General features: G+C 57.2%; 21 protein-coding genes, 2 tRNA genes and 2 rRNA genes. 13 read left to right on the forward strand and 12 right to left on the reverse strand.

The window, feature by feature from the left end; translation table 11 throughout:
• Window positions 1-42: 42 nt before the first annotated feature.
• From arsC to OZ656_RS12740, 4 genes are read left to right on the forward strand one after another with little or no spacing between them, the layout of a single operon-like run.
• The gene (gene arsC / locus OZ656_RS12725; RefSeq protein WP_014421923.1) at window positions 43-396 is read left to right on the forward strand and encodes an arsenate reductase (glutaredoxin); all 354 of its coding nucleotides are present in this window, start codon (window positions 43-45) and stop codon (window positions 394-396) included.
• 15 nt (window positions 397-411) lie between these two features.
• Complete coding sequence (gene wrbA, locus OZ656_RS12730) at window positions 412-1,017, forward strand: NAD(P)H:quinone oxidoreductase (protein ID WP_273031838.1); 606 nt, start codon at window positions 412-414, stop codon at window positions 1,015-1,017.
• A gap of 42 nt (window positions 1,018-1,059) precedes the next feature.
• Window positions 1,060-1,419 (forward strand): DUF2069 domain-containing protein, encoded by a 360-nt coding sequence (locus OZ656_RS12735; protein WP_014421925.1) that lies wholly within the window; start codon window positions 1,060-1,062, stop codon window positions 1,417-1,419.
• A 26-nt stretch (window positions 1,420-1,445) separates the two neighbouring features.
• Entirely contained in the window at window positions 1,446-3,251 is a 1,806-nt protein-coding gene (locus tag OZ656_RS12740) for a GspE/PulE family protein (protein ID WP_286895482.1), read from the forward strand.
• A gap of 13 nt (window positions 3,252-3,264) precedes the next feature.
• Here the strand turns inward: OZ656_RS12740 and OZ656_RS12745 are convergent, their stop codons facing one another.
• The 8 genes from OZ656_RS12745 to smrA form a co-directional block, all read right to left on the reverse strand.
• On the reverse strand, window positions 3,265-4,326 hold the full coding sequence (locus tag OZ656_RS12745; RefSeq protein ID WP_199451756.1) for a DUF3080 domain-containing protein: 1,062 nt from the start codon (window positions 4,324-4,326) through the stop codon (window positions 3,265-3,267).
• A 10-nt stretch (window positions 4,327-4,336) separates the two neighbouring features.
• Window positions 4,337-5,029: an acireductone synthase gene (mtnC, locus tag OZ656_RS12750; RefSeq protein WP_273031831.1), complete on the reverse strand. Its 693-nt coding sequence runs from the start codon at window positions 5,027-5,029 to the stop codon at window positions 4,337-4,339.
• On the reverse strand, window positions 5,029-5,586 hold the full coding sequence (locus OZ656_RS12755) for an acireductone dioxygenase (protein ID WP_011784424.1): 558 nt from the start codon (window positions 5,584-5,586) through the stop codon (window positions 5,029-5,031). Before OZ656_RS12755 ends, mtnC begins: the two co-directional genes overlap by 1 nt.
• Complete coding sequence (locus OZ656_RS12760) at window positions 5,583-6,209, reverse strand: methylthioribulose 1-phosphate dehydratase (RefSeq protein WP_014421930.1); 627 nt, start codon at window positions 6,207-6,209, stop codon at window positions 5,583-5,585. The genes OZ656_RS12755 and OZ656_RS12760 overlap by 4 nt, the downstream gene beginning before the upstream one ends.
• A gap of 89 nt (window positions 6,210-6,298) precedes the next feature.
• Window positions 6,299-8,497 carry a xanthine dehydrogenase family protein molybdopterin-binding subunit gene (locus OZ656_RS12765; protein ID WP_121208673.1) on the reverse strand — a complete coding sequence of 733 codons (2,199 nt, stop codon included), beginning with the start codon at window positions 8,495-8,497 and terminating at the stop codon, window positions 6,299-6,301.
• A 1-nt stretch (window position 8,498) separates the two neighbouring features.
• Window positions 8,499-8,987: a (2Fe-2S)-binding protein gene (locus OZ656_RS12770; protein ID WP_023011385.1), complete on the reverse strand. Its 489-nt coding sequence runs from the start codon at window positions 8,985-8,987 to the stop codon at window positions 8,499-8,501.
• A 59-nt stretch (window positions 8,988-9,046) separates the two neighbouring features.
• Window positions 9,047-9,238 (reverse strand): hypothetical protein, encoded by a 192-nt coding sequence (locus tag OZ656_RS12775; protein ID WP_023011386.1) that lies wholly within the window; start codon window positions 9,236-9,238, stop codon window positions 9,047-9,049.
• Between the two features lie 53 nt (window positions 9,239-9,291).
• Complete coding sequence (gene smrA / locus OZ656_RS12780; protein ID WP_014421934.1) at window positions 9,292-9,873, reverse strand: DNA endonuclease SmrA; 582 nt, start codon at window positions 9,871-9,873, stop codon at window positions 9,292-9,294.
• A 181-nt stretch (window positions 9,874-10,054) separates the two neighbouring features.
• Here smrA and OZ656_RS12785 point away from each other — a divergent pair, with 181 nt between their 5' ends.
• The 9 genes from OZ656_RS12785 (at window position 10,055) to OZ656_RS12825 (ending at window position 22,306) form a co-directional block, all read left to right on the forward strand.
• A complete protein-coding gene (locus OZ656_RS12785) occupies window positions 10,055-11,971 on the forward strand; it encodes a putative nucleotidyltransferase substrate binding domain-containing protein (RefSeq protein ID WP_199451751.1) in 1,917 nt (638 codons plus the stop codon).
• 15 nt (window positions 11,972-11,986) lie between these two features.
• On the forward strand, window positions 11,987-12,694 hold the full coding sequence (locus tag OZ656_RS12790) for a PolC-type DNA polymerase III (protein WP_121208670.1): 708 nt from the start codon (window positions 11,987-11,989) through the stop codon (window positions 12,692-12,694).
• Window positions 12,695-12,904: 210 nt separating this feature from the next.
• Window positions 12,905-13,168 carry a DUF4212 domain-containing protein gene (locus tag OZ656_RS12795; protein ID WP_011784417.1) on the forward strand — a complete coding sequence of 88 codons (264 nt, stop codon included), beginning with the start codon at window positions 12,905-12,907 and terminating at the stop codon, window positions 13,166-13,168.
• 6 nt (window positions 13,169-13,174) lie between these two features.
• Entirely contained in the window at window positions 13,175-14,941 is a 1,767-nt protein-coding gene (locus tag OZ656_RS12800; RefSeq protein ID WP_022991676.1) for a sodium:solute symporter family protein, read from the forward strand.
• Window positions 14,942-15,038: 97 nt separating this feature from the next.
• Entirely contained in the window at window positions 15,039-15,545 is a 507-nt protein-coding gene (locus tag OZ656_RS12805) for a hypothetical protein (RefSeq protein WP_014421937.1), read from the forward strand.
• A 27-nt stretch (window positions 15,546-15,572) separates the two neighbouring features.
• Entirely contained in the window at window positions 15,573-19,091 is a 3,519-nt protein-coding gene (locus tag OZ656_RS12810; protein ID WP_226611730.1) for a PAS domain-containing hybrid sensor histidine kinase/response regulator, read from the forward strand.
• On the forward strand, window positions 19,088-20,728 hold the full coding sequence (locus OZ656_RS12815) for a tetratricopeptide repeat protein (RefSeq protein WP_379944555.1): 1,641 nt from the start codon (window positions 19,088-19,090) through the stop codon (window positions 20,726-20,728). The genes OZ656_RS12810 and OZ656_RS12815 overlap by 4 nt, the downstream gene beginning before the upstream one ends.
• Window positions 20,725-21,405, forward strand: coding sequence for a sensor histidine kinase KdpD (locus OZ656_RS12820; protein WP_014421940.1), 681 nt, complete (start codon window positions 20,725-20,727; stop codon window positions 21,403-21,405). The genes OZ656_RS12815 and OZ656_RS12820 overlap by 4 nt, the downstream gene beginning before the upstream one ends.
• Window positions 21,406-21,553: 148 nt before the next feature.
• On the forward strand, window positions 21,554-22,306 hold the full coding sequence (locus OZ656_RS12825) for a PleD family two-component system response regulator (RefSeq protein ID WP_114435090.1): 753 nt from the start codon (window positions 21,554-21,556) through the stop codon (window positions 22,304-22,306).
• A 64-nt stretch (window positions 22,307-22,370) separates the two neighbouring features.
• On the opposite strand, the gene rrf is transcribed toward OZ656_RS12825, so the two are convergent.
• The 4 genes from rrf to OZ656_RS12845 all read right to left on the reverse strand — a co-directional run bounded on the left by rrf (window position 22,371) and on the right by OZ656_RS12845 (window position 26,012).
• Window positions 22,371-22,485, reverse strand: a 5S ribosomal RNA gene (gene rrf / locus OZ656_RS12830).
• Between the two features lie 83 nt (window positions 22,486-22,568).
• Window positions 22,569-25,460, reverse strand: a 23S ribosomal RNA gene (locus OZ656_RS12835).
• A gap of 303 nt (window positions 25,461-25,763) precedes the next feature.
• Window positions 25,764-25,839 (reverse strand) — tRNA-Ala (locus OZ656_RS12840).
• 96 nt (window positions 25,840-25,935) lie between these two features.
• A tRNA-Ile gene (locus OZ656_RS12845) sits at window positions 25,936-26,012 on the reverse strand.
• Between the last annotated feature and the right edge of the window lie 72 nt (window positions 26,013-26,084).

Here is a 26,084-nt window from a genome sequence, read left to right on the forward strand (position 1 = left end):
CCCCGGAAAAGTCTGCAATCAATAGGTTAAACGGCCACGACCATGACAGAAGCTACCCGTATTTTCCATAACCCCAGGTGCTCAAAATCACGCCAGACCCTGGAACTGTTGCAGCAAAAGGGCATCGAACCGGTGATTATACGCTACCTTGAGACGCCACCGACAGAGCAGGAACTTCTACACATTCTGGATCTGCTTGGTTGCGAACCCAGGGAACTCATGCGAACCAAGGAAGCCGAATACCGGGAACAAGGGCTGGACAACCCGGATCTCAGCCGAGAAGCCCTGATACGTGCCATGGCAAACACACCGAAGCTGATTGAGCGCCCGATTGTACTGGCCAATGGCAAGGCTGCCGTCGGCCGGCCTCCAGAAAACGTACTGGACATTCTCTGACTACCAGGGCCACCCATGACAGAAACAACTCCCTATGTGCTGGTGCTCTACTACAGCCGCAACGGACAGACCGCCGAGATGGCCACACAGATCGGCCGCGGCGTTGCCAGAGTGGCAGGAATAGAAGCCAGAATCCGGACGGTTCCGCCGGTTTCCCCGGATACCGCCGCCAGCCTGCCCCCGGTTCCGGATGCGGGAGCCCCCTATGCCACCAAAGCCGACCTGGCGGAGTGCGCCGGGCTGGCCATGGGTAGCCCGACCCGCTTCGGGAACATGGCAGCGCCACTCAAGCACTTTCTGGACGGCACCGGCGACCTCTGGCTCAACGGCAAACTGGCCGGCAAACCGGCAGGCGCCTTTACCTCCACCGGCAGCCTGCACGGGGGCCAGGAAACCACCCTGCTGACCATGATGATGCCGTTACTGCATCACGGCATGGTACTGTGTGGCCTGCCCTATTCCGAAAGCGCGCTCAACGAGACCGCCACCGGAGGCACACCGTATGGCCCCTCCCACTGGGCCGGCGCCGGTGAACAGCAGGCCCTGAGTGACCATGAGAAAACCCTGTGCCAGGCCTTCGGTGAACGCCTCGCCAGACTGGCCCTGAAACTGGCCAACTAAACTGGACCAAACTTTCAAACAACCCTTAATGCGGACTGCTCCATGCTCCACAACGACAAAGCCAGAAATACCGCACGCCTGACCATCGCCCTTTACCTCGCCGTGCTCGCCACCCTGCTGGTCACTACGTTCTGGCCCGCACCGGTGGAGGGTGTTTCCATACCCCTGATGCTGACCGTCAAACTCCTGCCGCTGCTAGCGTTCGCGGTACCGGTTTTCCGGGGTCACAATCGGGGTTATATCTGGCTGGCGTTTGTGGTGATTTTCTACTTCACTCAGGCCGTGGTTTCAGCCTGGCTGTCGGAGGGCGCCGCCGGTCCTGTGACACTGACTATCCTGACGTTCCTGTTGTTTACCGTTGCCATGGTGCACCTCAAGGTCAATCGACCGGTCGCAAACTGATGCTGATGGCTCCCGGAGGCACATAGATGGCGAATGACACCGTGACCATGCCGGCACCGCCGCATCGCCAGACCCTGACCCTGAGGGACATCTGCTCAGCGCTGGTGGAGAGCGGCGAGATCACCCAGCAGGATGCTGAAAAAGTACTGACGGCCAATCTCGGCGCCGCCTCCGGTGCCGGCCATACGCCACAGCGGCATCCTCTTGAACTGGTGGCGATTGCCGCACTGACCAGCCAGCGGAACGGCCGAACTCTTGATCTGGAGCGGCTGACCCATTGGCTTGCGCGCTGGGGTGGTCAGGACTACTACCATATAGACCCGCTCAAGATCGACACGCCGGCCATCGCGCGGGTGATGTCCTACGCCTTCGCACAACGCCATGGCATTCTCGCGGTGGAGATCACACCGGATGAAGTCGTAATTGCCAGCACCGAACCTTTCAAGCGGGAATGGGAAAGCAACCTCCGCCAGGCGGTACGCAAGGACATTCGCCGGGTGGTCGCCAATCCGGAGGATATCCGCCGTTACACGGTGGAGTTCTATCAACTGGCAAGCTCGGTCAGCAAGGCCAGTGGCGGCCAGTCGTCAGGCAGTGCCGGCAATCAGAATTTTGAACAGTTACTGGACCTGGGCGCCAGCGAAAATCCGGACGCCAACGACCAGCATGTGGTCAAAATCGTTGACTGGCTGCTGCAATATGCCTTCGAGCAGCGAGCCTCCGACATTCATATAGAGCCCCGGCGCACGGTTACCCAGGTGCGGTTCCGGATCGACGGGGTGCTGCACAATGTCTACGAATTCCCGGAACACGTTGGCGTGGCCGTGACCAGCCGCCTGAAAATCCTCGGGCGCCTGAACGTAGCCGAGAAACGACGGCCCCAGGACGGCCGCATCAAGACCCGCAAACCCGATAACAGCGAAGTGGAGCTGCGCCTGGCCACCATGCCAACGGCGTTCGGCGAAAAAATGGTGATGCGGATTTTTGACCCGGAGGTACTGCTCAAATCCTTCGAGCAACTGGGCTTCAGCAAGGAAGACCGGGAACGCTGGCAAACCATGACCTCGCGGCCCCACGGTATCGTGCTGGTAACCGGGCCCACCGGTTCCGGTAAAACCACCACGCTGTATTCCACGCTCAAACAACTGGCATCTCCGGAGCTCAACATTTGCACCATTGAGGATCCGATCGAGATGGTGGAGCCCTCATTCAACCAGATGCAGGTGCAAACCAATATCGACCTGACCTTTGCCCACGGTGTTCGCGCCCTGCTGCGGCAGGACCCGGACATCATCATGATCGGTGAGATCCGGGATCTGGAAACGGCTGAAATGGCAGTGCAGGCAGCGCTGACCGGGCATCTGGTTCTCTCAACGCTGCATACCAACGATGCCCCCAGCGCCATCACCCGCCTCATGGAGCTGGGCATTCCGCCCTATCTGATCCGGGCCACGGTACTCGGCGTGATGGCTCAGCGACTGGCGCGTACACTCTGCCCTCACTGCAAGAAGCCCGGGGAGTCGGATGCTCAAGCCTGGCAGACGCTGACCCGGCCGTGGAAGGCACTGCTGCCCCGGCAGTTCTACCAGCCTGTCGGCTGCCTGGAATGCCGGAACACCGGTTACATGGGCCGAGCCGGGGTATACGAGATTATGGCCCTGTCAGACAAACTCACCCGCCAGATCACCGATCGCTGCGAGCTGGAACAGCTTCGGTTGGATGCCTACAAAGAAGGCATGAAGTCGCTTCGGCTCAATGGCGCCCAGAAAGTGGCAGCGGGACTGACCACGGTGGAGGAAATTCTGAGAGTAACGCCGGAAAGCCAACTCTGAGTAAAACGGACAATCAGGCGCCCGGACGAAGCCCGCACTGCCCCAACAGATCCTGCCAGTGCCGGGTATGGCGCATCATGGCCTGATCCAGTTCCTGCCAGAGGCTATTCTTGGTATCAGCCGCCAGATGGCGCTGGTACCAGGGCGTAAAACTCTCAGGCATCACGGCTTGCTGCTGCCTGGCGAGTTCCGCAAAGCCTGCAATCAGCGAATCCCGTGCCCGGCTGACATCACTCATGTACGGCTGGATTTTTCCGATATAGATACTGAGGAAGAAGTTCTGAACAATTTCCGACTGGTTATTGGGCTGGCCGTTGAGACACAGCGGCCTGCCCTCCAATCGAGTGCCGAGCAGCTCGGTGCCGGCATTCAGGGTGCTGATCAGCAAGCGCGCGCTGTTAATAGTCTGGCCCGCCAGCACATCCGCCTGCCAGCGCTGATGAACCTGGCCGAGGTTCTCCAGAGATAGCTCAAGCTTATCAGCCAGTATGGCTTCCACCTGGCGGTTCAACTGCTGCAGATCCCTGACCAGATCCGACGCGGGATTACCCGCTTCCGCCACCGGATAATAGCCTTTAGACAGGGTAAACTGGCGCTCCACCTCTTCGGTCCCCCAGGTGGCATTCCAGACCGCCAGCGGCAGACTGTCCCGTTTGCTTTCAATGGCGGATTCCAGAGCTTCTGTGAGTTCCTCGTCGTCTACCTGGGGCAGACAGGCCTCCGCAGCTCGGATAAAACGAATCTCATAGCGTAACTGATTGATGGGCTGCATCACCTTGCCCATCACGGAATTGCGTTCGCCCACCACATACTGAAGCTCGCAGCCGTACAGCGACAGAAAATCCAGCATGCCCAGATCCAGCTCCGGCAGGGCAAGTATACGTTCTCTCCGCCTGGGTGGAATGGAGGCGGCGGGCAGCTCGGCCCTGGGAACGGGCGCGGTATCGAGTACCCGGGCCAAACGTTCCAGGTACTCATCGGTGAGGGATTCAGCGTCTGAAAAGGGATTGCACCCGAGCAGGCTCAGTGCACACACAGCCGGTACCAGCCATGAATACCAGCGGCGCCCGGGCATGAATCACCTCCTATCGTTTGCGCAACAGCGCATCAACCTCCGAAAAATCCCTGGCCACGACCCGAGCGGTATCCGGCAGTTCGCCCTCTCGTACCAGCCAGGCGGTTTTCAGGCCGGCTTCCTCGGCGGCACGCAGCTCTTCCTCAACATCGGACAGAAACAGCACTGTGCCCGCGTCTACCCCCAGCTCCGCAAGAATGTTGCGATAGGACTGGGACTCCTTTTTGCCCCCGACGGCCGTGTCGAAATAACCAGAGAAGAAAACTGTGAAGTCGCCTTCATTGCTATGACCGAAGATCAGCTTCTGGGCCTTGACGGACCCGGAGGAATATACGAACAGTCTCAGGCCCCGATCATGCCAGCGCTTGAGATAATCCGCGGCATCCGGATAGATATGGCCTTTCAGTTCACCGCTGTAGTACCCCTGCTCCCAGACCATGCCCTGCAGCGCCTTTAGCGCCCCCTCCTTGCGGTCTTCGGCAATCCACTCTTGCAGCACATTGATGAGGCCATCGATATCTTTCCGGTCGGTACCGCTGATCTCTGCCACCCGAGCCAGCTGTTCCGCCACCGCCGGCAAGGTTTGATGGTTGGCCCGGATAAACTCCGGCAAGTGCTCGCTGGCGTAGGGAAACAGGACATCGTGTACGAAGGAGATCGAACTGGTGGTGCCCTCGATGTCCGTCAGGATCACTCGAATCATCAGGCCCCTCCCGCCAGGCTCTCATAACGTGGCAGCCGGGAAGCGATATCCTCACCGGTAAAGCTCGCAACCCAGCCTTCCGGGTTGCTGAATAACCGGATACAGGTGAATTCAGGCTCCGGCCCCATATCAAACCAGTGCCGGGTGCCGTCAGGCACACTGATCAGGTCATTCTTCTCGCACAGCAGCGCGTATACCTGGTCACCGAAGTGCAGGTAAAACAACCCCTGACCACGAACGAAGAAGCGCACTTCGTCCTCGCTGTGGGTGTGCTCATCCAGAAACTTCTGCCGGAACGCGTCTTTCTGGGGATGATCCGCGGTCAGGCTGACCACATCTGCGGTCTGAAACCCCCAATCCTGCTTGAGCCGTGCCACTTCGTCGGCATAGGCCTCAAGAATTTCCTCCTGAGTGGCATCGGCCGGCAGATCGCGGGTTGCCCAACGATCGAAATGCACACCGTGGGCACTCAGTTTATTCCGGATGGTGTCCGGGTCTGTTACGACCGTCTGGGCCTGCTCGGGCTGGTTCTGATGAAAAATGCTCAGGGTGGTCATCGGCGTACCCTCATGGTTTCGAGTTCACATTCAAAAAGAAATTCAAACGCTTCAATATGGCGCAGGCAATCGGCCATGGTGCGGCCCCAGGTGTAAAGACCATGGCCGCGGATAAGGTATCCAGGCTGTTCCGGGTGCCGCGCAAACCAGTCCCGGGTTTCCTCAGCCAGTGCCGGAATATCCTGGGTGTTGTCGAACACGGGAACAATCAGCTTACCCTCATGGGTTTGCACGCCATTGAAGGCTTTCTGTAGCTCATAGCCTTCAAGCTCCAGTGCCTGCCCCGCCGGGATCAGGCGGCTAAGCACGGTAGCCTTGACCGAGTGGGTATGCAGAACGGCGCCAACCTCGGAATAAAGCTGATAGATCACCGTGTGCAGAAGGGTTTCTGCCGACGAGCGGCAATCGCTTTGCACCGCCTGGCCATGAAGATCCACCACCATGACGTCGCCTGCGCCCAACTGGCCCTTGTGCCGGCCAGATACCGTAATCGCCACATGGTCGCCATCGATACGGGCCGAATAATTACTGCTGGTGGCGGGCGACCAGCCGCGGTCGTAGAGAAAGCGGCCGGCCTCGACGATGGATTGGGCGGCGGTGGCGTAGCGGGTTACATCAAACACAGGCATCCTCCGGGTTGGTACGAGCCCTGCCCGGGCGCGAATCTGGCGCCATTATAGAACCACCCAAGCCCGGGTAAAACCGATTCCGCTCAGGCTTTAAGGGGCAGACGGCGCTGGCGCTTGCCGGTCAGCGCAAACAAGGCGTTGCCCAGGGCCGGAATCACCGGCGGGACGCCAGGTTCCCCAACGCCGGTGGGCGGCTCTTCGCTGTCGACAATATCCACCACCATCTCCGGTACCTGATGCATGTGCAGCAGACGATAATCGTGGAAGTTACTTTGCTGCACCTCGCCGCCGTCCAGGGTAATTTCCCCGTTCAGCGCCGCCGTCAGGCCAAAGACAATGCCGCCGGTCATCTGATCCTCGACAATTCGCGGGTTCACCACCTGACCACAGTCCACGCTGCAGGTGACCTTGTGAACGCGAATTCCGCCCTGCTCAATACTGGCTTCCACCACCTGGGCAACATAGGTACCAAAGCTCTTGAACAAAGCCACTCCGCGCGCCCTGCCCTCTGGCACCGGCTGGTTCCAGCCCGCCAGCTCGGCAGCCCGCTCCAGAACCCGCCGATGACGGGGCTCACTCTCCAGCAGTTTCAGCCGGAAACTGACCGGATCTTCGTTGGCCTGGCTGGCGAGTTCATCCATAAAGGTCTCGACCGCGAAACCATTGTGGGAATAGCCCACGGATCGCCACCAGGTAATTGGCACGCCCGGGTCAGTATGGGTATGCCGAACCCGGACATTGGGTACCGCGTAGGGATAGCCAATAGCCCCCTCAATGGCCGAAATGTCTTTCGGGGTTGCGATACCTTCAACCATCAGGCCAACCCTGCCCAATGTTCCGTACAGTAATTTTGGTGCCCAGGGGTACTGGGCTGGTGCAGCGTTCCGGACGTACCAGTCAAGTATCTGCGGGCCAACAATCTGATGATCCCAGCCCGTCAACTGCCCATCCTCCAGACTGGCCGCCATACGATGCAACATGGCCGGGCGGAAAAAGCCATGGCGGGTGTCTTCTTCCCGGGACCAGATCAGTTTGACCGGCACTTTCACCCGGTAGGCGACCAGGGCCGCTTCCTCAATGTAGTCCTGAGTCAACCTGCGGCCGAAGCCACCGCCAAGAAAGGTCGTGTGGATAGTCACGTCATCCGGAGAGAGATCGGTGTGTCGCGCGGCGGCTATGCGGCCCAGATCCGGCGCCTGGGTCGGCGCCCAGACTTCCATGCCACCGTCCCGATACCAGGCGGTCGCATTCATTGGTTCCATGGTGGCGTGGGCCAGGTACGGCTGCTCATATTCAGCCTCCACCAGGGTACCCGCTTTCTCCAGAACAGCCTCGGGGTCACCGTCCACCCGTTCGTCCTCGCCGGGATCGTCACCGGCGGCCTGACGATAGTGTTTGAACACGTCCGGATTGGATAACCCGACGGCCTCGGAAAAATCCCACTCAACCGCCAGCGCTTCCTGAGCCTTGCGGGCTCGCCAGTAGCGATCTGCCACTACGGCCACACCGCGCTCGGTGATGAAGGCATCAAGCACGCCCGGCATGGCCCGAACCTGATCGCGGTTGAAACTGACCGCCAGTCCGCCATAGCGGGGGCTCCGGGTCATAACGGCATAGACCATATCCGGCAGCTCTACGTCTATCCCGTACATCGCCTGGCCGGTGGACTTGGCCTCGGCATCCAGCCTTCCGGCCTGTCGGCCGATGTATTTCCACTGGGAACGGGGTTTCAGTGGCACATCACCACGAATCACCTCTTTGTCCGCCAACTCCACCAGTTTGCCATAGGGCATGGAATCCAGGCCGTTGGGGTGGCGTACGTACCCGCCCTCCGTTTTGCATTGTCCCGGCTCGACCCGCCAAACCCGGGCGGCGGCCATCACCAGCATCAGTCGCGCCGAAGCTCCGGCCTCCCGCAGGGGCTGCCAACTGGAGGCGACACTGGTGCTGCCACCGGTAAGCTGAAGCCCGAACAACGGGTTACGGTACTCCGGAGCAACCGGGGCAAATTCCACGCGAATGGCCTCCGGCGCTACATCCAGCTCCTCCGCTATCAAAGTGGTAAGACCGGTGTAGGTGCCCTGGCCCATCTCAACCCGATCGAGGGTGAAAATAATGTCGTTGTCCCGGGTGAGTTCCAGCCAGGCGTTCGGTTTCCATTCACCGGTTTCAGGCTCATAGCCGGTTTGCACGGAGGCACAACCAGGCAGATTCAGCGCCAATAGCAGTCCACCGGAAGCCGAGGTGCTGACCTTCAGGAAATCCCGTCGATTCATCGCCATATTACGCATCCTCCCCGGCCGGCTGGTACTGACCCACACCACCGGCGACGGACTCAACCGCAGCCACAATGCGAGTATAGGTGCCGCAGCGACACAGGTTGCCGGTCATGGCGGTGACGATCTGTTCGCGATCCGGAGAGGGGTTGTTGGCCAGCAGGTGCGCGGCCGTCATGATCTGGCCAGACTGGCAATAACCGCACTGGGGCACCCCCTGTTCCACCCAGGCTTTCTGTAACGGATGCAACTCGCCATCAGCGGACAGGCCTTCGATGGTGGTGATTTCGGCACCTTCAGCCATCTCCACCGGCGTAGAGCAGGAACGGGCGGGCTGACCGTTCAGGTGCACAGTGCAGGCGCCACAGAGGCCTGCACCACAGCCAAACTTGGTCCCTTTGAGCCCAAGTTCATCCCGCAGCACCCATAACAACGGGGTATCGGGTTCGACATCCAGCGAATGCTGGCGACCGTTCACAGTCAGCGTGAAAGCCATTCCGTGCTCCTCATCATGTTATTGTTTTGGCAGGTTCGGCGCGTTTTACCGCCACGCCTTTACTTGACGACGTCTTCACCATCCTTGTTTACCCAGATTTTGCGCTCACCGGTTTCCAGCTTGCCGTTGGAATCCCACACTTCACGGTTCTGGGTGGCACTTTCCACTTTGCCGTTATCGTTCCAGATTACCCGGTCTTTACAGCCGGCCAATGTCAGTACAGAAATCAAAGCCACAAAAATCAAACGCATCTTAATTCTCCCGATTCGGTGTTTCCGTCGTAGCGAATGATCCAGACGATTCCTTATCTGGAACCATGGATCTCCCGATTATGCTGTTTTTCCCGATCGTTTTTCCTGACCATTACGTAAACCGCGCCGGTGCCACCGTGGTGTTTCTTTGCCGAATGGAAAGCGAGAACGTTGTCCAGCTCCGGCAACCACTTCGCCAGGTAGCTCTTGAGCTGGGCGATGCCATCAGGATTGCGTTCTCCCTTGCCGTGCAGGATGATCACCGAGCGCAAACCGTAATGTACGCAGTCGTTGATAAAACCGAACACTTCCCGGCGGGCTTCCTCCACCGTCATGCGATGCAGATCCAGCCGGGCCTCGATCGGGTACTGGCCAAGACGCAGCTTGCGGAAAACCCCATGCTGCACGCCTGGGCGCTGCCAGCTGAGAATGTCGTGTGCCGTTAGCGGCTCTACCATATCGGACGTCAGTGGGTTCAGGTCTCGCACCGGCTTTTCAACCGCCGCCCTCTGGCGTTCAAGGTGCCCGGGCGTCAGCTCCTTGGGCACCGATACTTCGGCCCGATTGGGTTTGCGTATCCGCTGCACATCCTTCATTTCTTCGAGGAAGGCAAGGCGTTCATCTTTACTGGTCATGACACTAACTGATTCCGGTTTGACGAGTATCAGAACTCTATCACCGCACCGGTCTACCATAAAGAAAAGCTCTGCGACGAAAATCGTAGAGCCCCTCCGGGTTCCGCTGAACTACACTGCAAGCGGAGAATAATAATGACGGAGCTCCCCGTACCTGGCTCCCAAGCTTACGGATCACGATATGGCCGCAGCAAATCAGGACACTACCCGCCCTCAGAACACCCGAGCGATTATGTCATTCCTGAGGGAACATGCCCCGTTCTCCAGCATGGACGACACCCATCTGGCCCATTTTGCTGAGCATGCGACCCTGAGGTTTTACGCCGATGGCGACGAAGTGCTCTCGCCCGACGATGGAGTGGTCAAGCGGTTTTATGTGGTCAAGCAGGGACGTATCCGGGGTGAGCGCCACAATGAAAAAGAAGACCGGGCAGAAACCACCTTTGAAATCAGCCAGGGTGAGTGCTTTCCGCTTGCGGCACTGATTGGCGAGCGCCCGACCCGAACGCTACACAGGGCTTCCGGCGATACCTTCTGCCTCAGTATTGAACAGAACGCCTTCATCACCCTGTTTTCCGAAAGCGAATCCTTTCGCGATTTCTGTCTGCGGGGCGTGAGCAGCCTGCTGGACCAGGTCAATCAGCGCATCCAGTCCAAGGCCATGGCTTCCATTGGCTCCAGCAACAGCCTCGACACCCCCCTGGAGCGCTACGCGCTGCGCAACCCGATTGTCTGCTCGCCGGATCTGCCGGTTCGCAAGGCCGTAGCCCGGATGCACGAGAATAATGTGGGCAGTATCATCATCACCGATGACAATCGCCATCCCACCGGCATTTTCACGCTGCGCGACCTGCGCACCATGATCGCTGAGGAAAAGGGCCCCCTCGACACGCCCATTCGTCAGGTGATGACAGGCAATCCCTGTCGCCTGCCCGCCACAGCGGACGCCTTTGAGGCGGCAATGCTGATGGCGGAACACCATTTTGCCCATCTGTGTGTGGTCGACGAAGAGGACCGCCTGATTGGCGTGGTATCCGAGCGGGATCTGTTTTCTCTTCAGCGGGTAGACCTGGTCAACCTGGCTCGAACCATCGGCACTGCCACCCACTTGCGTACCCTGGTCAGCCTTCGCTCCGATGTCTCAAGGCTGGTCGACGCCATGCTGGCCCACGGCGCGGATTCGGGCCAGGTGGTGAAGATCATTACCACCCTGAACGATGTCACCGTGCGCAGGGTACTCGAACTTAACCTCAAGAAGAACGACCCTGGCATTCCGTTTACCTGGCTTACCTTTGGCAGTGAGGGCCGCCAGGAGCAAACACTGCTGACCGACCAGGACAACGGTATTCTGTTCGAGACACCGGAGGGCATGACCGAAGACCAGGTGCGTGAGAAACTGCTGCCCTTTGCCCGCAAGGTCAACGACGAACTGGCAGAGTGCGGGTTCACCCTGTGCAAAGGCAACATTATGGCCAGCAACCCCAAACTCTGCCTGAGTGACCGGGAATGGGACGACTGGTTTATCCGCTTTATTGATGCCTCAACCCCCCAGAACCTGGTCTACTCGTCGATATTCCTGGATATGAGAGCGGTCTTCGGCCCCACTGAGCCACTCCATCGTCTGCTGGAGAAGGTGCTCCAACGCATCCGCAAGAACGCCCTGTTCCAGAAAATGCTCGCTGGCAACGCGCTGCAGCGAAAACCGCCCCTGACCATGTTCCGGAACTTCCGCTATCTGAACGACGAGAAGAAACACTCGCTGGATCTGAAACGTCAGGGCCTGGCGCCATTTGTGGAATCCGTAAGGGTGTTCGCACTGGCCCATGGGGTGGAAGCCGCCAATACCCTGGAGCGCATTGACGCCCTGGCCAGAAAAGACATCTTTGACGCCAAGGACGCCAACGCCTGGAAGGAAGCCTACAGCCTGATTCAGGCCATCCGTATGCGTGCTCATCAGGAGATGCTCGACCGGGGCGAGGATCTGACCAATTACATCGATCCGGACGACCTGAATCCTCTGGACCGGCGCATACTTCGCGAGTCTTTCCGCCAGGCCCAGCGGCTCCAGCAGAAACTCGAAGTTACGTATCAACTATAGGCCCGCGCACAGATCATGCTGGAATACATCAAACAGTGGCTGGCCAGAAGGCGCGGTGGAACGGTCGGCGAACACGATGCCGCCAATCTGCCCAGCCCGAAAACGGTTGGCGACCAGCCCTTGTCCCGGAGCCGGCTGATTGTCCTTGACCTTGAGACCACCGGCCTGAACGCGTCCAAAGATGAAGTGATTGCCATCGGAGCGGTTGCCATCGAAGGTGGTGTCATCCACCTGAATGACCAGTTTGACCTGATACTGCGCCGCCCTGAACTGGACATTCGGGAAACCGTGCTGATCCATGGCATCGGCCCAGAAGCCCTGACTCAGGGCTACGAAACCCAGGATGCACTGCTCTACCTTCTGGAATGGATGAACGGGGACCCGATTCTTGCCTACCACTCCGCCTTCGACCAGAAGTTCCTCGAAAAGACACTGAAAAGCCAGTTGGGCTACACCCTGCCCCACGTCTGGATGGATGTTGCCGAGCTGATGCCGGCGTTCTTCCCGAAAGCAACGATCAAAGGGCGCGGTCTGGACGACTGGGCGGATGTATTTGGCCTGGAAATCAGTGAACGCCATCACGCCGCAGCCGACGCGCTGGTTACCGCAGAACTGGCACTGATAGCCCTCAATAAAGCCCGGAAAAACGACGTCAAAACTCTCAAAGAACTCAGTGAAAAGCTGCATTATCAACGCCGTTTACAGCATATGCACCGCTATTAGCGGAACAGGATCTACTGGCGATGTCCTTGACCAAATACAAGGCAAGTTACTGAGAGTTAGACCATTTGCCAATATCCATAAATCCATTGACCGGTAAAGTCGGAGGAGACAACAAGTCGGAGAAGTACTACATGAATAATAAATTCTCTATCCGCAACACCTCACCAAAAAAACACCCAATCTCCACAACAACAATACAGGAGTGATTGTATGTCAGGTCATAGCTACGACGCTGAAAACTACTGGAAGGCGAATCTACGCCTGATATTCGGGAGCCTGATTATCTGGGCCCTGGTATCTTACGGCTTCGCTATTCTGTTACGCCCGATGCTGGCGGGAATCCCCGTAGGCGGCACCGATCTGGGCTTCTGGTTTGCCCAGCAAGGCTCCATCCTTACCTTCATTGTTCTGATCTTTCACTATGCATGGCGCATGAACAAGATCGACGAAAAATTCGGCGTGCATGAGGAGTAAGGACAAATGAGCCAATTTGCAATCAACATTATGTTCGTAGGGGGCTCGTTCCTCCTCTACATCGCCATCGCTGTCTGGGCCAAGGCCGGCAGTACCAGCGATTTCTACGTTGCGGGCGGTGGTGTGCATCCTATCACCAACGGCGCCGCAATCGGTGCTGACTGGATGTCTGCCGCTTCGTTTATCTCCATGGCTGGTCTGATCGCGGCCGGTGGCTATGCCAACTCCACGTTCCTTATGGGCTGGACCGGTGGCTACGTCCTGTTGGCCATGCTGCTGGCTCCTTACCTGAGGAAGTTCGGTAAGTTTACGGTTCCGGAGTTCATCGGGGATCGATACTACAGCGCAAACGCGCGACTGGTAGCCGTTATCTGTCTGATCGTTGCCTCGGTAACCTACGTTATCGGCCAGATGGCTGGCGCTGGTGTGGCCTTCTCCCGCTTCCTGGAAGTGGATGCCACCACCGGCCTGATCATCGCAGCAGTTGTTGTATTCGTCTATGCGGTACTCGGTGGCATGAAAGGCATTACCTACACCCAGGTAGCACAGTACTGTGTACTGATTGTCGCTTACACGATTCCCGCAGTATTCATTTCCATTCAACTGACAGGCAACCCGATTCCGGGCCTGGGCATGTTCTCTACCCATACCGACTCTGGCTTGCCGCTGCTTGAGAAGCTGAACCAGGTCATCACTGATCTCGGTTTCAACGAGTATACCGCTGATGTGGACAACAAACTGAACATGGTTCTGTTCACACTGTCCCTGATGATCGGTACTGCCGGTCTGCCACACGTTATCATTCGTTTCTTCACTGTGCCCAAGGTGGCTGACGCGCGCTGGTCTGGCGGCTGGGCTCTGGTCTTCATTGCCCTGCTGTACCTGACGGCTCCTGCTGTCGCTTCCATGGCTCGCCTGAACCTGATGACCACTATCTACCCGGACGGAACCCAGGCCGCTCCCATCGAATATGATGAGCGCCCGAACTGGGTCAAGGAATGGGAAGTAACGGGTCTGATTCAGTTTACCGACAAAAACGAAGACGGCCGTATCCAGCTTTACAACGACGTACCTGCGTTTGAAGCTGAAGCCCAGGCCCGCGGCTGGAACGGCAACGAACTGGTGGTTAACCGTGACATCCTGGTACTGGCCAACCCCGAAATCGCCAACCTGCCAGGCTGGGTCATTGGCCTGATCGCAGCCGGTGGTCTTGCAGCCGCGCTGTCGACAGCCGCCGGCCTGCTGCTGGCGATTTCCTCGGCGGTGAGTCACGACCTTATCAAGGGACGATTCAACCCCAGTATCAGTGATAAGGGCGAACTGATGGCTGCCCGGATATCCATGGCCGTTGCCATTGTTGTCGCCACCTATCTCGGTGCAAACCCGCCAGGGTTCGCGGCTCAGGTGGTTGCCCTTGCCTTCGGTATTGCGGCTGCCTCGCTGTTCCCGGCACTGATGATGGGTATCTTCTCCAAACGCGTAAACAACGTGGGCGCGACTCTGGGCATGCTGTCCGGCCTGATCTTCACTCTGGTGTACATCTTCGTGTACAAAGGCTGGTTCTTCATCCCGGGCACCAACAATCTGGCAGACACTCCCGAGAACTGGGTGCTGGGTATTTCCCCGCTGTCTATCGGTGCCATTGGTGCGATCGTCAACTTTGCGGTAGCCTTCGCAGTATCCAAGGTGACTGCAGAGCCGCCCGTTGAAATTCAGGAACTGGTTGAAAGCGTCCGCTACCCGCGTGGTGCCGGTACTGCCCAGGATCACTGAAGCGAAAGACAATCTGATTCATCGCACCTGATGACAGGTTGAAACCGAACGGGCTTCCTCAGTGAGGGAGCCCGTTCTTTTTTGAGGAAACCGTTGTATGTTCTGGACATTTGTAGCCACCGTTTTTTGCGGTCTTGGTGCCGCTGGCATCGCCATGGGTATTCGCGCGGCCACCGCCAAAAAAGCCCCGAAGTGGCTGATTCCGGTCTTTGCCGGTGCGGGCATGCTGGGTTATCTGATCTATGGAGAATACACCTGGTATGACCACAAACGAGCCATGCTGCCGGAAGAAGCTGTGGTTGTGGCCACCGAACAGGAGAGAATTTTCTTTCGCCCCTGGACCTTTGTGTTTCCCTACGTGACCTCATTCTCTGCGGTCGACAAGGAAAGTATCAGCCGTGATACCGGTGATCAGAACATTGTTCGCTTCACCCTTTACCGTTTCGAGCAGACGGTCACCGATGCGGTTTCGCACCGGATTCATCTCATTAACTGTGGCAGCCGGGAGCTGGTACCACTGGGTTCCGACGGGGCGCCGAGAGTAGATAACATGAAGTTGCTGGAGAGCGACGATCCACTCTATACCATCATTTGCAGAAGCTGAGACCACAGGAGCGGATAACAAGACCCCATGATTAGCGCCTGGCTGCTTGTCCTTATATCGATCACTTACATTTCACTGCTGTTCCTGATCGCCTGGGCAGGTGACCGGCACCCGGGGCTCTACAAGCGCCGTCTGGCCAGAACCCATATTTACGGTTTGTCCCTGGCCGTCTATTTCACGTCATGGACCTTCTATGGCGCAGTTGGTCGGGCCACCCAGGAAGGTCTGGCATTTCTCCCCATCTACCTGGGCCCGTTACTGGTATTCATTTTCTTTGCGCCGCTGCTCCGGCGCATCATCTACATCAGTAAACGCAACAACAGCACCTCCATTGCCGACTTTATTGCCTCGCGTTACGGCAAATCCCAGGTGCTGGCGGCCATGGTGGCCATCTTTGCCCTGATCGGCAGCGTTCCCTACATTGCCCTTCAGCTCAAAGCCATTGCCCTGGGGTTTAATGTCCTCTCGGGCACCGGTGACAGTTATCAGGAATTGAGTACAGCGGCCTGGAACGACTCTGCCTGGTACATCACCCTGGCTCTGGCGGTCTTTACCGTGCTGTTCGGAACCCGGCACCTGGAGTCCACAGAACATCATCGGGGCATGATCCAGGCCGTTGCCTTTGAATCACTGATCAAGCTCATCGCCTTTGTGGCGGTGGGGCTGTTTGTTGGCTACGGGCTGTACGATGGCTTCGGGGACCTGTTTACCCGAGTCCGCGAAGCTGACCTGATGGGCACGCTTACCACAGAGTCGCTGGAAGCCCCTGCGTTCCTCACACAGACGCTGGTTGCCATGCTGGCCATCATCTGCCTGCCACGGCAATTTCACGTGATGGTGGTGGAGAACACCGATCACCGGGATTTTGAGGTCGCTCGCTGGGCGATGCCGATCTATCTGATCATCGCCAGCGCATTCGTCATTCCCATTGCCGCAGCCGGACTGTTGAGCACTCACCTGGCGGGCAGCGATCCGGACATCGTCATCCTGCAACTGCCGATCATGGCAGGGGAACACTGGCTTGCCGTACTGGCGTTTCTGGGCGGTGGATCAGCGGCGGCCGCCATGGTGATTGTCTGTTCCGTCGCCATAGCCACCATGGTGAGTAATGAAATCATCATGCCAGGCCTGCTCAAGTTCTTCCGACCAGGCATGAACCGACGAACTGATCTCAGCTTCCTGCTGCTGACGATCCGGCGGGTTGCCATCTTTGTAGTACTGCTGACCGCCTACGGCTTCTACCGCATGGCTGGCGAAGACTACAGCCTGACGGCGTTTGGCTTACTGTCCTTTGCCGCAGCGGCCCAGTTTGGCCCCGCGCTCGTAGGCGGTATTCTCTGGCGCCAGGGTAACTTCACCGGTGCTGCCTGGGGCCTTGGGCTGGGCTTCCTGATGTGGTGTTACACCCTGCTGTTGCCCGCGCTGGTGTCCACCGGGTGGGTTGCGGATACCCTGATTGAGCACGGCCTGTTTGGCTGGAACTGGACCCGACCAACGGCCCTGTTCGGTTCCGACCTGGACCAGATTAGCCATGGCATTCTTTGGAGTCTGGGGATAAACACCGGGGCCTATATTCTGCTCTCCCTGATTACCCGGCAACGTATTCGCGAGAAGATTCAGATTGCCGCGTTCTTCCACGATGCTCAGCCCAAAGCCGAGAATGCCCAGCACCAGAGCTGGCAGGGTGAGATTCTTACCTCCGACCTGCAGGCCCTGACCGACCGGTTCATGGGGGAAGAACGTTCCGAAAGCATTTTCAGGAACTACGAACGACGTAATGCCATCCGGCTCTATCCTCAGCGGCCAGCTTCCACCCACCTGATGAAGTACATAGAGCGCCAGCTGGCATCGGTGATTGGAGCCTCCACGGCCCGCGTGGTTCTGGAGTCGACCCTGACTGGCCGCGATATGCAGATCGAGGACGTGGTCAGCATTGTCGATGAAGCCTCCCAGGCCATGACCTTCAGCCGGGAGTTACTGCAGTCTGCCATCGAGAACATCAGCCTGGGCGTGTCCGTGGTCAACCATCAGCAGCAACTTGTCGTCTGGAACCATCGCTATCTCGAGCTGTTCAACTATCCCAAGGGCTTTGTCCGGGTTGGCCGGCCGGTTGAAGACCTGATGCGCTATAACCTCACCAACGCCAACCTGTCTGCCCGTCGAATTGACGACATCGTCGAGAACCGCTGTAACAGCATGCGTGAAGGCAAACCCATGTCTTACGAGCGTCAGCGCCCCGATGGCACGGTCGTCCGGGTGGATGGCAGTCCGATTCCAGGCGGCGGCTATGTCACCACATTCCAGGACATTACCGCCATGCGCAGGACCGAGCAGGCCCTGAAGGAAACCAACATCTATCTGGAGCAAAGGGTCCGGGAGCGCACCCAGGAACTGCAGGTGATCAATGAGCAGATGCTCAAGGCCAAGTCGGTAGCCGAGCAGGCGAACCAGAGTAAAACCCGCTTCCTTGCCTCTGCAAGCCACGACCTGCTGCAACCCCTGAACGCAGCAAGACTCTTTACCTCCGCGTTGTCCGGCAAAGTGAACGAGGGCGAAACCCGGGATCTGGTAGACCACATCGACAGCTCGCTGGGCGCGGCCGAGGAGATCATCAGTACACTGCTGGACATTTCAAAGCTTGATGCCGGGGCACTTGAGCCGGATATCGGCGTGTTTCCAGTCAACGAGCTGCTCAGGCATCTGGCCACCGAGTTTTCAGCCATCGCCAAGGATCAGGGGCTGGAACTGCATGTAGTCCCCAGTACCGCCTGGGTCCGTTCCGATGCGAAACTTCTGCGTCGTGTGGTACAGAACTTCCTTTCCAATGCCATCCGCTACACCGCAAGCGGCAAGATTCTGATGGGCTGCCGACGCCTGAAAGGCTATCTGCGCATTGAAGTCTGGGACACCGGACCGGGTATGTCAGATGACCAGCTTAATCACATCTTTGAGGAGTTTCGCCGATTCCAGCATGGTCGCGACAAGAAGGGGCTGGGGCTTGGCCTGGCCATTGTTGATCGTATCAGCGGCATGCTTAACCACCCCGTCACCGTGCACTCCATCCAGGGCAAAGGCAGCGTATTCGGGATCACGGTTCCGGTCGCCCCGGCCGATCAAAGCCGGCTGGATTCCCAGAAAAGCGGCAGCAGTTCAAGACGGGTATCCAATCTCGGGGGCCTTCACGTTCTGTGCATCGACAATGACGCAGCCATTCTGCAAGGCATGGTCGCGTTGCTGGGCAACTGGCAGTGTGATGTCACTGCCGCCGAAAGCCTGGACGATGCGCTGGACAAACTGGACGGACGCAGGCCGGATATTATACTTGCTGATTATCAGCTGGATGATAACCGCAATGGACTGGATGCCATGGACAGCATAAGGGAACATCTGGGAAGCGATATTCCCGGCATCCTCATTACCGGCTATATGGCGCCGGAGGTACGTGACGACGCAGGCAACCGGGGCTACCAGGTACTGTACAAGCCAGTGAAGCCTGCAGCCCTGCGAGCGCTCGTAAACAAACTACTTAAACAGAAGCGGCCATGAATCCATCCGACCGGAAAGACGCAGTAAATCCGTTTGGCAAGCTTACTTTTCTTGTTGTCGACGATTTCGAGAACTTTCGGCTATCCATGCGGCAGATGCTCCGCAGTTGTGGTGCCGACAAGATTGAACTGGTTGCTCACGCCACGCCCGCCATCCAGTACTGTACCTACAATCACGTAGATGTCGTGCTGTGCGACTACAATCTGGGGGAAGGCAAAAACGGCCAGCACGTACTGGAAGAGCTGAGGCACAAGAAACTCCTCAAACGCTCATCGCTGTTCCTGATGGTAACCGCGGAAACCTCCAAGGAAATGGTCATGGGGGCACGGGAATATCAGCCTGACGGCTATCTGACAAAGCCCATTAACCGTGCCATGCTGGAGCAACGTCTGGGCAGCCTGATCAAACAGCGCAATGCCCTGCTCCCCATCACCCGGGAGATCGACCGGGAAAACTACCCGGAAGCCATCAGTCTTTGCCTGCAAACCCTGCCCAAACAGCCCCGCTACAAAACCTGGCTGATGAAGACACTCGGGGAACTCTACTTCATGGTCGGCGACCTGGCCCACGCCCAGAAGGTCTACGATGATGTTCTGAATCAGCGGGAGCTGTCCTGGGCCCGGCTAGGCCGGTGTAAGGTGTTGCTCGCCAACCGGAACTTTGATCAGGCCGTCGACGGCCTCAAGGCTCTGATTGAAAAACACCCGGACTATATGGAAGCCTACGACCTGCTGGCCGAAGGCCTTCAGAAACAGGGACGATCGGCCCAGGCCCAACAGGTTCTTGAGAAAGCGGCTGAACATTCCCCCAACGCTCTGCTCCGCCAGAAGCATCTCGCTGAACTTGCCGGCGCAAACCAGGATATTGACACCGCCTCCCAGGCGTGGCGACAGACGGTGTCTCTGGGCACCTATTCCATACACGACAATGCAGAGCATTACCTGTCGCTCGCCCAGAGCCTGTCCGATCTGAGCGAGGGCGATCTGGACGAAGAAGGCGCGGCGCGCTCGTCAGAAGCCCTCTCTGTGCTTACGAAAATGGAGAAACGCTTCGACAGCGATGAAACCATCGGGCTCAAAAGCCGGATCGTGCAGTGCCGTCTCCATACCGGCCAGGGCCGCCACCGGGAGGCCGAAAAGATTCTTACCGCGGTCAGCTCGGAGCTCGAGAGCCTGGAGGAACTCCCGGCCGATATGGGGCTGGATTTCGCAAAAACCCTGTTCCGGATGGGCCGGGAAGATCAAGCCAAGAGAATCCTCGGCGATCTGGCCTCACGATTTGATAACGACCCCGACACCTTGCAGAAAATTGAAAACCTCCTGGACGAGCCCGTTGGCTTCCGTCAGAAACTGGAAGCACGCAGCATGAACCGGGATGGCATCAAAGCGTTTGAGGCAGGCGACCTTGATGCTGCAGTGGAAGCCTTCAACAAAGCCCTGGCGATCGTTCCGGACCATGCTGCCCTGAACCTGAATCTGGTTCAGGTGTTGATGAAGCAATATGACCAGAACCCGGAGCCTGCGTTACTGGCTGCCTGCCAACAGCGCCTGGATCGTCTGAACAAGCTGCCGGAGCAGCATCGTCAACACCGTCGATACCTGGCCCTAACCCGAAAACTGAAAGGACTGACCGCATGACCGACCCAAACATCGACTTTTCGATGGTGCTGGCCTCTGCCGTGCACGACATGAAAAATTCTCTCGGCATGTTACTGAACAGCCTCGACGAACTTCGTGGTGAACATGAGCAATCCCTTGCTGGCTCCGACAAATTCAACATGCTCCAGTACGAAGCCGAGCGTATGCATAACGATCTGGTTCAGTTACTGGGTATCTATCGCCTGGGAGAAAACAATCTCTCTGCGCACATTGACGAGCATTTTGTGCCAGATTTCCTGGAGGAGCATCTCGCCAGGCACATCCCTTTGTTGCAGGGACTCGGGCTCAAATATTCAATTGCCGCAGATGACATCAATGGCTTTTTCGACGAGGACCTGTTGACCGGCGTACTCAACAACACCATCAACAACGCCATCCGTTATACCAAAAGCCAGATACGGCTTATTGCGCGCGAAGAAGACGGTTATCTGGTGCTGGGGGTTGAAGATGATGGCCAGGGCTACCCGGAAAGCATGCAACATACTGGTACCCTGAGTTTCAAGTCGCTGGACTTCAATACCGGCAGTACCAGCCTGGGGCTGTTCTTCGCCTCGTCTGTGGCCGCACTGCATAGCGAAGGCGAGCGAACCGGCTCCATCAAACTGCACAACGGCGGCAGCCTGGGTGGGGGTGTATTCGAAATCTGGCTGCCCTGACGCAAAAATGAAATGGGAGTCTCAAAAACGGAACCCGGGCCCGCCAACCCACTGCATATTTTCTGAGCTGCACTTATAGTGCCCGAGTCTTTCGGACTGATTCATCACAGCGTAACAACGTCTGTCACTTCCAGGGAGGAGCTCTCTCATGCCGCGAGGGCACGCACTGATCATCGAAGACTCGTCAACGGCCCGTATTCTGTTGTCCCGGCTGCTTGAACGGGCGGATATCTCTACCAAAGGGGTTGCCACTGCAGAGCAGGCCTTTCCCCTGCTTCAGCAGGAACATTTCGACCTTATCTTCCTTGATCATCTCCTCCCGGGTATGAATGGCTTTCAGGCACTGGAGAGACTCAAGCAGCAGCCGGAGACGCGGGACATCCCGGTATTCATGTATACCTCCCAGAACGCAGAACGTTACCTACAGGAAGCCAGAGCCCTCGGTGCTGCCGGTGTCATTCGCAAGCAGGTTGACCGGGACCAGCTGATGCGAACTCTGGATATCATTCTGTCTAACGTGCCTGATCAGGAACAAAGTGAAGCCATCCGCCTGGCCGTTGAGGAAGGAGGACATCACGGGTTGGAAGCAACGGAACAGAACTCCCGGGGCATGACCGGGCGCCTGTCCACACTGGAAATTGCCTATGAAGAGCTCGAGGAAGAAATCCGTGAATTGCGCGCTGCCTTTACCGAATGTCAGCTACAACAGGTTCAGAAGTTAGACCAGCAACGACGGCAAATGCGCTGGCTGGGCGGCTTATCCATTGCGGGTCTGGTGGCACTGGTTTGGCTTGTGACATGGCAGGGAGGGGTTCTGGACGAGTATATTGCGCGCACCGATGAACAATTCAGTTTGCTGCATAGCATTGTTGGCGGCGTTATTGAATTAATCGGTCGATAGTGACCATAAAGGCAGAAATAAAAAAGCCCCAGCATCAAGGATGCTGGGGCTTGTTTATTTAGGAGCCTGACGATGACCTACTCTCACATGGGCAACGCCACACTACCATCGGCGCAGGTCTGTTTCACTTCTGAGTTCGGGATGGGATCAGGTGGTTCCAGACCGCTATGGTCGTCAGGCAAAACGGTTGATCACTGGGGGACGAGATGGAACTGAGTGATGTTGATTTCGTTGCGTCATCCGCAATTGTCTTGGGTGTTATATAGTCAAGCCGCACGAGCAATTAGTATCGGTTAGCTCAACGCCTCGCAGCGCTTACACACCCGACCTATCAACGTCCTGGTCTTGAACGGCTCTTCAGGAGGCTCGAGGCCTCGGGGAGATCTCATCTTGGAAGGGGCTTCCCGCTTAGATGCTTTCAGCGGTTATCCTGTCCGAACATAGCTACCGGGCAATGCCACTGGCGTGACAACCCGAACACCAGAGGTTCGTCCACTCCGGTCCTCTCGTACTAGGAGCAGCTTTCCTCAAATCTCCAACGTCCACGGCAGATAGGGACCGAACTGTCTCACGACGTTCTAAACCCAGCTCGCGTACCACTTTAAATGGCGAACAGCCATACCCTTGGGACCGGCTTCAGCCCCAGGATGTGATGAGCCGACATCGAGGTGCCAAACACCGCCGTCGATGTGAACTCTTGGGCGGTATCAGCCTGTTATCCCCGGAGTACCTTTTATCCGTTGAGCGATGGCCCTTCCATACAGAACCACCGGATCACTATGACCTACTTTCGTACCTGCTCGACGTGTCTGTCTCGCAGTCAAGCGGGCTTGTGCCATTACACTAACCGCACGATGTCCGACCGTGCTTAGCCCACCTTTGTGCTCCTCCGTTACGCTTTGGGAGGAGACCGCCCCAGTCAAACTACCCACCACACAGTGTCCTCAACCCCGATAAGGGGCCAGAGTTAGAACCTCAAACATGCCAGGCTGGTATTTCAAGGTTGGCTCCACCGGAACTGGCGTCCCGGTTTCAAAGCCTCCCAGCTATCCTACACAAGCATGCTCAAAGTTCACTGTGAAGCTATAGTAAAGGTTCACGGGGTCTTTCCGTCTAGCCGCGGATACACCGCATCTTCACGGCGATTTCAATTTCACTGAGTCTCGGGTAGAGACAGCGCCCCCATCGTTACGCCATTCGTGCAGGTCGGAACTTACCCGACAAGGAATTTCGCTACCTTAGGACCGTTATAGTTACGGCCGCCGTTTACCGGGGCTTCGATCAAGAGCTTCGCACGAATGCTAACCCCATCAATTAACCTTCCGGCACCGGGCAGGCGTCACACCCTATACGTCCACTTTCGTGTTTGCAGAGTGCTGTGTTTTTAATAAACAGTCGCAGGGGCCTGGTATCTTCGACCGGCTTCCGCTCCACCCGCAGGGGCTTCACGTACACACCGGCGTGCCTTCTCCCGAAGTTACGGCACCATTTTGCCTAGTTCCTTTACCCGAGTTCTCTCAAGCGCCTTGGTATTCTCTACCTGACCACCTGTGTCGGTTTGGGGTACGGTCTCGAATAGCCTGAAGCTTAGAAGATTTTCCTGGAAGCAGGGCATCAATGACTTCGCGCCCTTGGGCACTCGTCGTCGCGTCTCGGGATTGTGGACCCGGATTTGCCTAAGTCCACTCCCTACATGCTTAAACCGGGGCAACCGTCGCCCGGCTCACCTAGCCTTCTCCGTCTCTCCATCGCAGCTATCCAAGGTACGGGAATATTAACCCGTTTCCCATCGACTACACCTTTCGGTCTCGCCTTAGGGGCCGACTCACCCTGCGCCGATTAGCGTTGCGCAGGAACCCTTGGTCTTCCGGCGTGCGGGTTTTTCACCCGCATTGTCGTTACTCATGTCAGCATTCGCACTTCTGATACCTCCAGCATGCTTCTCAACACACCTTCGCAGGCTTACAGAACGCTCCCCTACCCCGCATACAATGTATGCAGCCGCAGCTTCGGTGACCAGTTTGAGCCCCGTTACATCTTCCGCGCAGGCCGACTCGACTAGTGAGCTATTACGCTTTCTTTAAAGGGTGGCTGCTTCTAAGCCAACCTCCTAGCTGTCTGAGCCTTCCCACATCGTTTCCCACTTAACTGGTACTTGGGGACCTTAGCTGGCGGTCTGGGTTGTTTCCCTCTTCACGACGGACGTTAGCACCCGCCGTGTGTCTCCCGGATAGTACTCACAGGTATTCGGAGTTTGCATGGGGTTGGTAAGTCGAGATGACCCCCTAGCCCAAACAGTGCTCTACCCCCTGTGGTATTCGTCCGAGGCGCTACCTAAATAGCTTTCGGGGAGAACCAGCTATCTCCGGGCTTGATTAGCCTTTCACTCCGATCCACAAGTCATCCCCTGGCTTTTCAACGACAGTGGGTTCGGTCCTCCAGTGCCTGTTACGGCACCTTCAACCTGCTCATGGATAGATCGCCCGGTTTCGGGTCTATGCCCAGCGACTAATTCGCCCTATTCAGACTCGGTTTCCCTACGGCTCCCCTAAACGGTTAACCTCGCCACTGAACATAAGTCGCTGACCCATTATACAAAAGGTACGCCGTCACAGAACAAGTCTGCTCCGACTGCTTGTACGCATACGGTTTCAGGGTCTATTTCACTCCCCTCACAGGGGTTCTTTTCGCCTTTCCCTCACGGTACTGGTTCACTATCGGTCAGTCAGGAGTATTTAGCCTTGGAGGATGGTCCCCCCATGTTCAGTCAACGTTTCTCGTGCGCCGACCTACTCGATTTCACTGAACTCAGGTTTCGGATACGGGGCTATCACCCACTATGGCGGCACTTTCCAGAGCCTTCTCCTACCAGTTGTTCAGCTTAAGGGCTGGTCCCCGTTCGCTCGCCGCTACTTAGGGAATCTCGGTTGATTTCTTTTCCTCAGGGTACTTAGATGTTTCAGTTCCCCTGGTTCGCCTCTTACACCTATGGATTCAGTGTAAGATACCAACCCGAAGGTTGGTGGGTTTCCCCATTCAGAGATGTCCGGATCACAGCTCGTTTGCCAGCTCCCCGAACCTTATCGCAGGCTTCCACGTCTTTCATCGCCTCTGACTGCCAAGGCATCCACCGTATGCGCTTAGTTGCTTGACTATATAACCCCAAGACAACTGATCGCGAAGTCACACCCATCACCAGGCAAGCCTGATTCCGAGGCATCTTCGAGACAGTCACTTGAAGCAATAGAACAACCACTTCAACGACAACACCGGATAACGCTTGAAATCGCTATCACTTTGAACATTTTCTCTCGGAGATAATGAGAGAAAAATATTCGTGTTCTATCTCGTCCAATTTGTTAAAGAGCAAATCTGACCCAGTGATCAGAAAGGAAGGCTTCATCGATATGAAACATTCGTTTCTGTACACTGCTAACCGAAGTTAGTCAGTAAAGTTTGGTGGAGCTAGGCAGGATCGAACTGCCGACCTCCTGCGTGCAAGGCAGGCGCTCTCCCAGCTGAGCTATAGCCCCAAGAAGCTATCTACAAGAATTGATCAGATCTAGGCGTCGAAGTGCGCCGCATAGCCTGCTATGCAAGTACTTCGACAACGACGAGCTGAACAATTCTGGTGGGTCTGGGTGGACTTGAACCACCGACCTCACCCTTATCAGGGGTGCGCTCTAACCACCTGAGCTACAGACCCAAAACACGGGCCTGCAACGACCCATCTGCTCTCTTTATTAGCCAACCAAGTAATTCGTGTGGACTCTGACCG

Origin of the sequence: Marinobacter sp. LM1 (genome assembly GCF_042763285.1) — a bacterium.
GTDB classification, from domain to species: Bacteria; Pseudomonadota; Gammaproteobacteria; order Pseudomonadales; family Oleiphilaceae; genus Marinobacter; species Marinobacter nauticus.

Bases quoted from the DNA above. Each gene is read 5' to 3' on its own strand.
- OZ656_RS12805 (WP_014421937.1), top strand. From the start codon at position 15,039: ATGTTCTGGACATTTGTAGCCACCGTTTTTTGCGGTCTTGGTGCCGCT.
- OZ656_RS12800 (WP_022991676.1), top strand. From the start codon at position 13,175: ATGAGCCAATTTGCAATCAACATTATGTTCGTAGGGGGCTCGTTCCTC.
- OZ656_RS12790 (WP_121208670.1), top strand. From the start codon at position 11,987: ATGCTGGAATACATCAAACAGTGGCTGGCCAGAAGGCGCGGTGGAACG.
- OZ656_RS12795 (WP_011784417.1), top strand. From the start codon at position 12,905: ATGTCAGGTCATAGCTACGACGCTGAAAACTACTGGAAGGCGAATCTA.
- OZ656_RS12815 (WP_379944555.1), top strand. From the start codon at position 19,088: ATGAATCCATCCGACCGGAAAGACGCAGTAAATCCGTTTGGCAAGCTT.
- OZ656_RS12820 (WP_014421940.1), top strand. From the start codon at position 20,725: ATGACCGACCCAAACATCGACTTTTCGATGGTGCTGGCCTCTGCCGTG.
- OZ656_RS12810 (WP_226611730.1), top strand. From the start codon at position 15,573: ATGATTAGCGCCTGGCTGCTTGTCCTTATATCGATCACTTACATTTCA.
- OZ656_RS12785 (WP_199451751.1), top strand. From the start codon at position 10,055: ATGGCCGCAGCAAATCAGGACACTACCCGCCCTCAGAACACCCGAGCG.
- arsC (WP_014421923.1), top strand. From the start codon at position 43: ATGACAGAAGCTACCCGTATTTTCCATAACCCCAGGTGCTCAAAATCA.
- OZ656_RS12745 (WP_199451756.1), bottom strand. From the start codon at position 4,326: ATGCCCGGGCGCCGCTGGTATTCATGGCTGGTACCGGCTGTGTGTGCA.
- OZ656_RS12735 (WP_014421925.1), top strand. From the start codon at position 1,060: ATGCTCCACAACGACAAAGCCAGAAATACCGCACGCCTGACCATCGCC.
- OZ656_RS12775 (WP_023011386.1), bottom strand. From the start codon at position 9,238: ATGCGTTTGATTTTTGTGGCTTTGATTTCTGTACTGACATTGGCCGGC.
- OZ656_RS12740 (WP_286895482.1), top strand. From the start codon at position 1,446: ATGGCGAATGACACCGTGACCATGCCGGCACCGCCGCATCGCCAGACC.
- OZ656_RS12825 (WP_114435090.1), top strand. From the start codon at position 21,554: ATGCCGCGAGGGCACGCACTGATCATCGAAGACTCGTCAACGGCCCGT.
- wrbA (WP_273031838.1), top strand. From the start codon at position 412: ATGACAGAAACAACTCCCTATGTGCTGGTGCTCTACTACAGCCGCAAC.
- mtnC (WP_273031831.1), bottom strand. From the start codon at position 5,029: ATGATTCGAGTGATCCTGACGGACATCGAGGGCACCACCAGTTCGATC.
- OZ656_RS12770 (WP_023011385.1), bottom strand. From the start codon at position 8,987: ATGGCTTTCACGCTGACTGTGAACGGTCGCCAGCATTCGCTGGATGTC.
- OZ656_RS12755 (WP_011784424.1), bottom strand. From the start codon at position 5,586: ATGACCACCCTGAGCATTTTTCATCAGAACCAGCCCGAGCAGGCCCAG.
- smrA (WP_014421934.1), bottom strand. From the start codon at position 9,873: ATGACCAGTAAAGATGAACGCCTTGCCTTCCTCGAAGAAATGAAGGAT.
- OZ656_RS12765 (WP_121208673.1), bottom strand. From the start codon at position 8,497: ATGGCGATGAATCGACGGGATTTCCTGAAGGTCAGCACCTCGGCTTCC.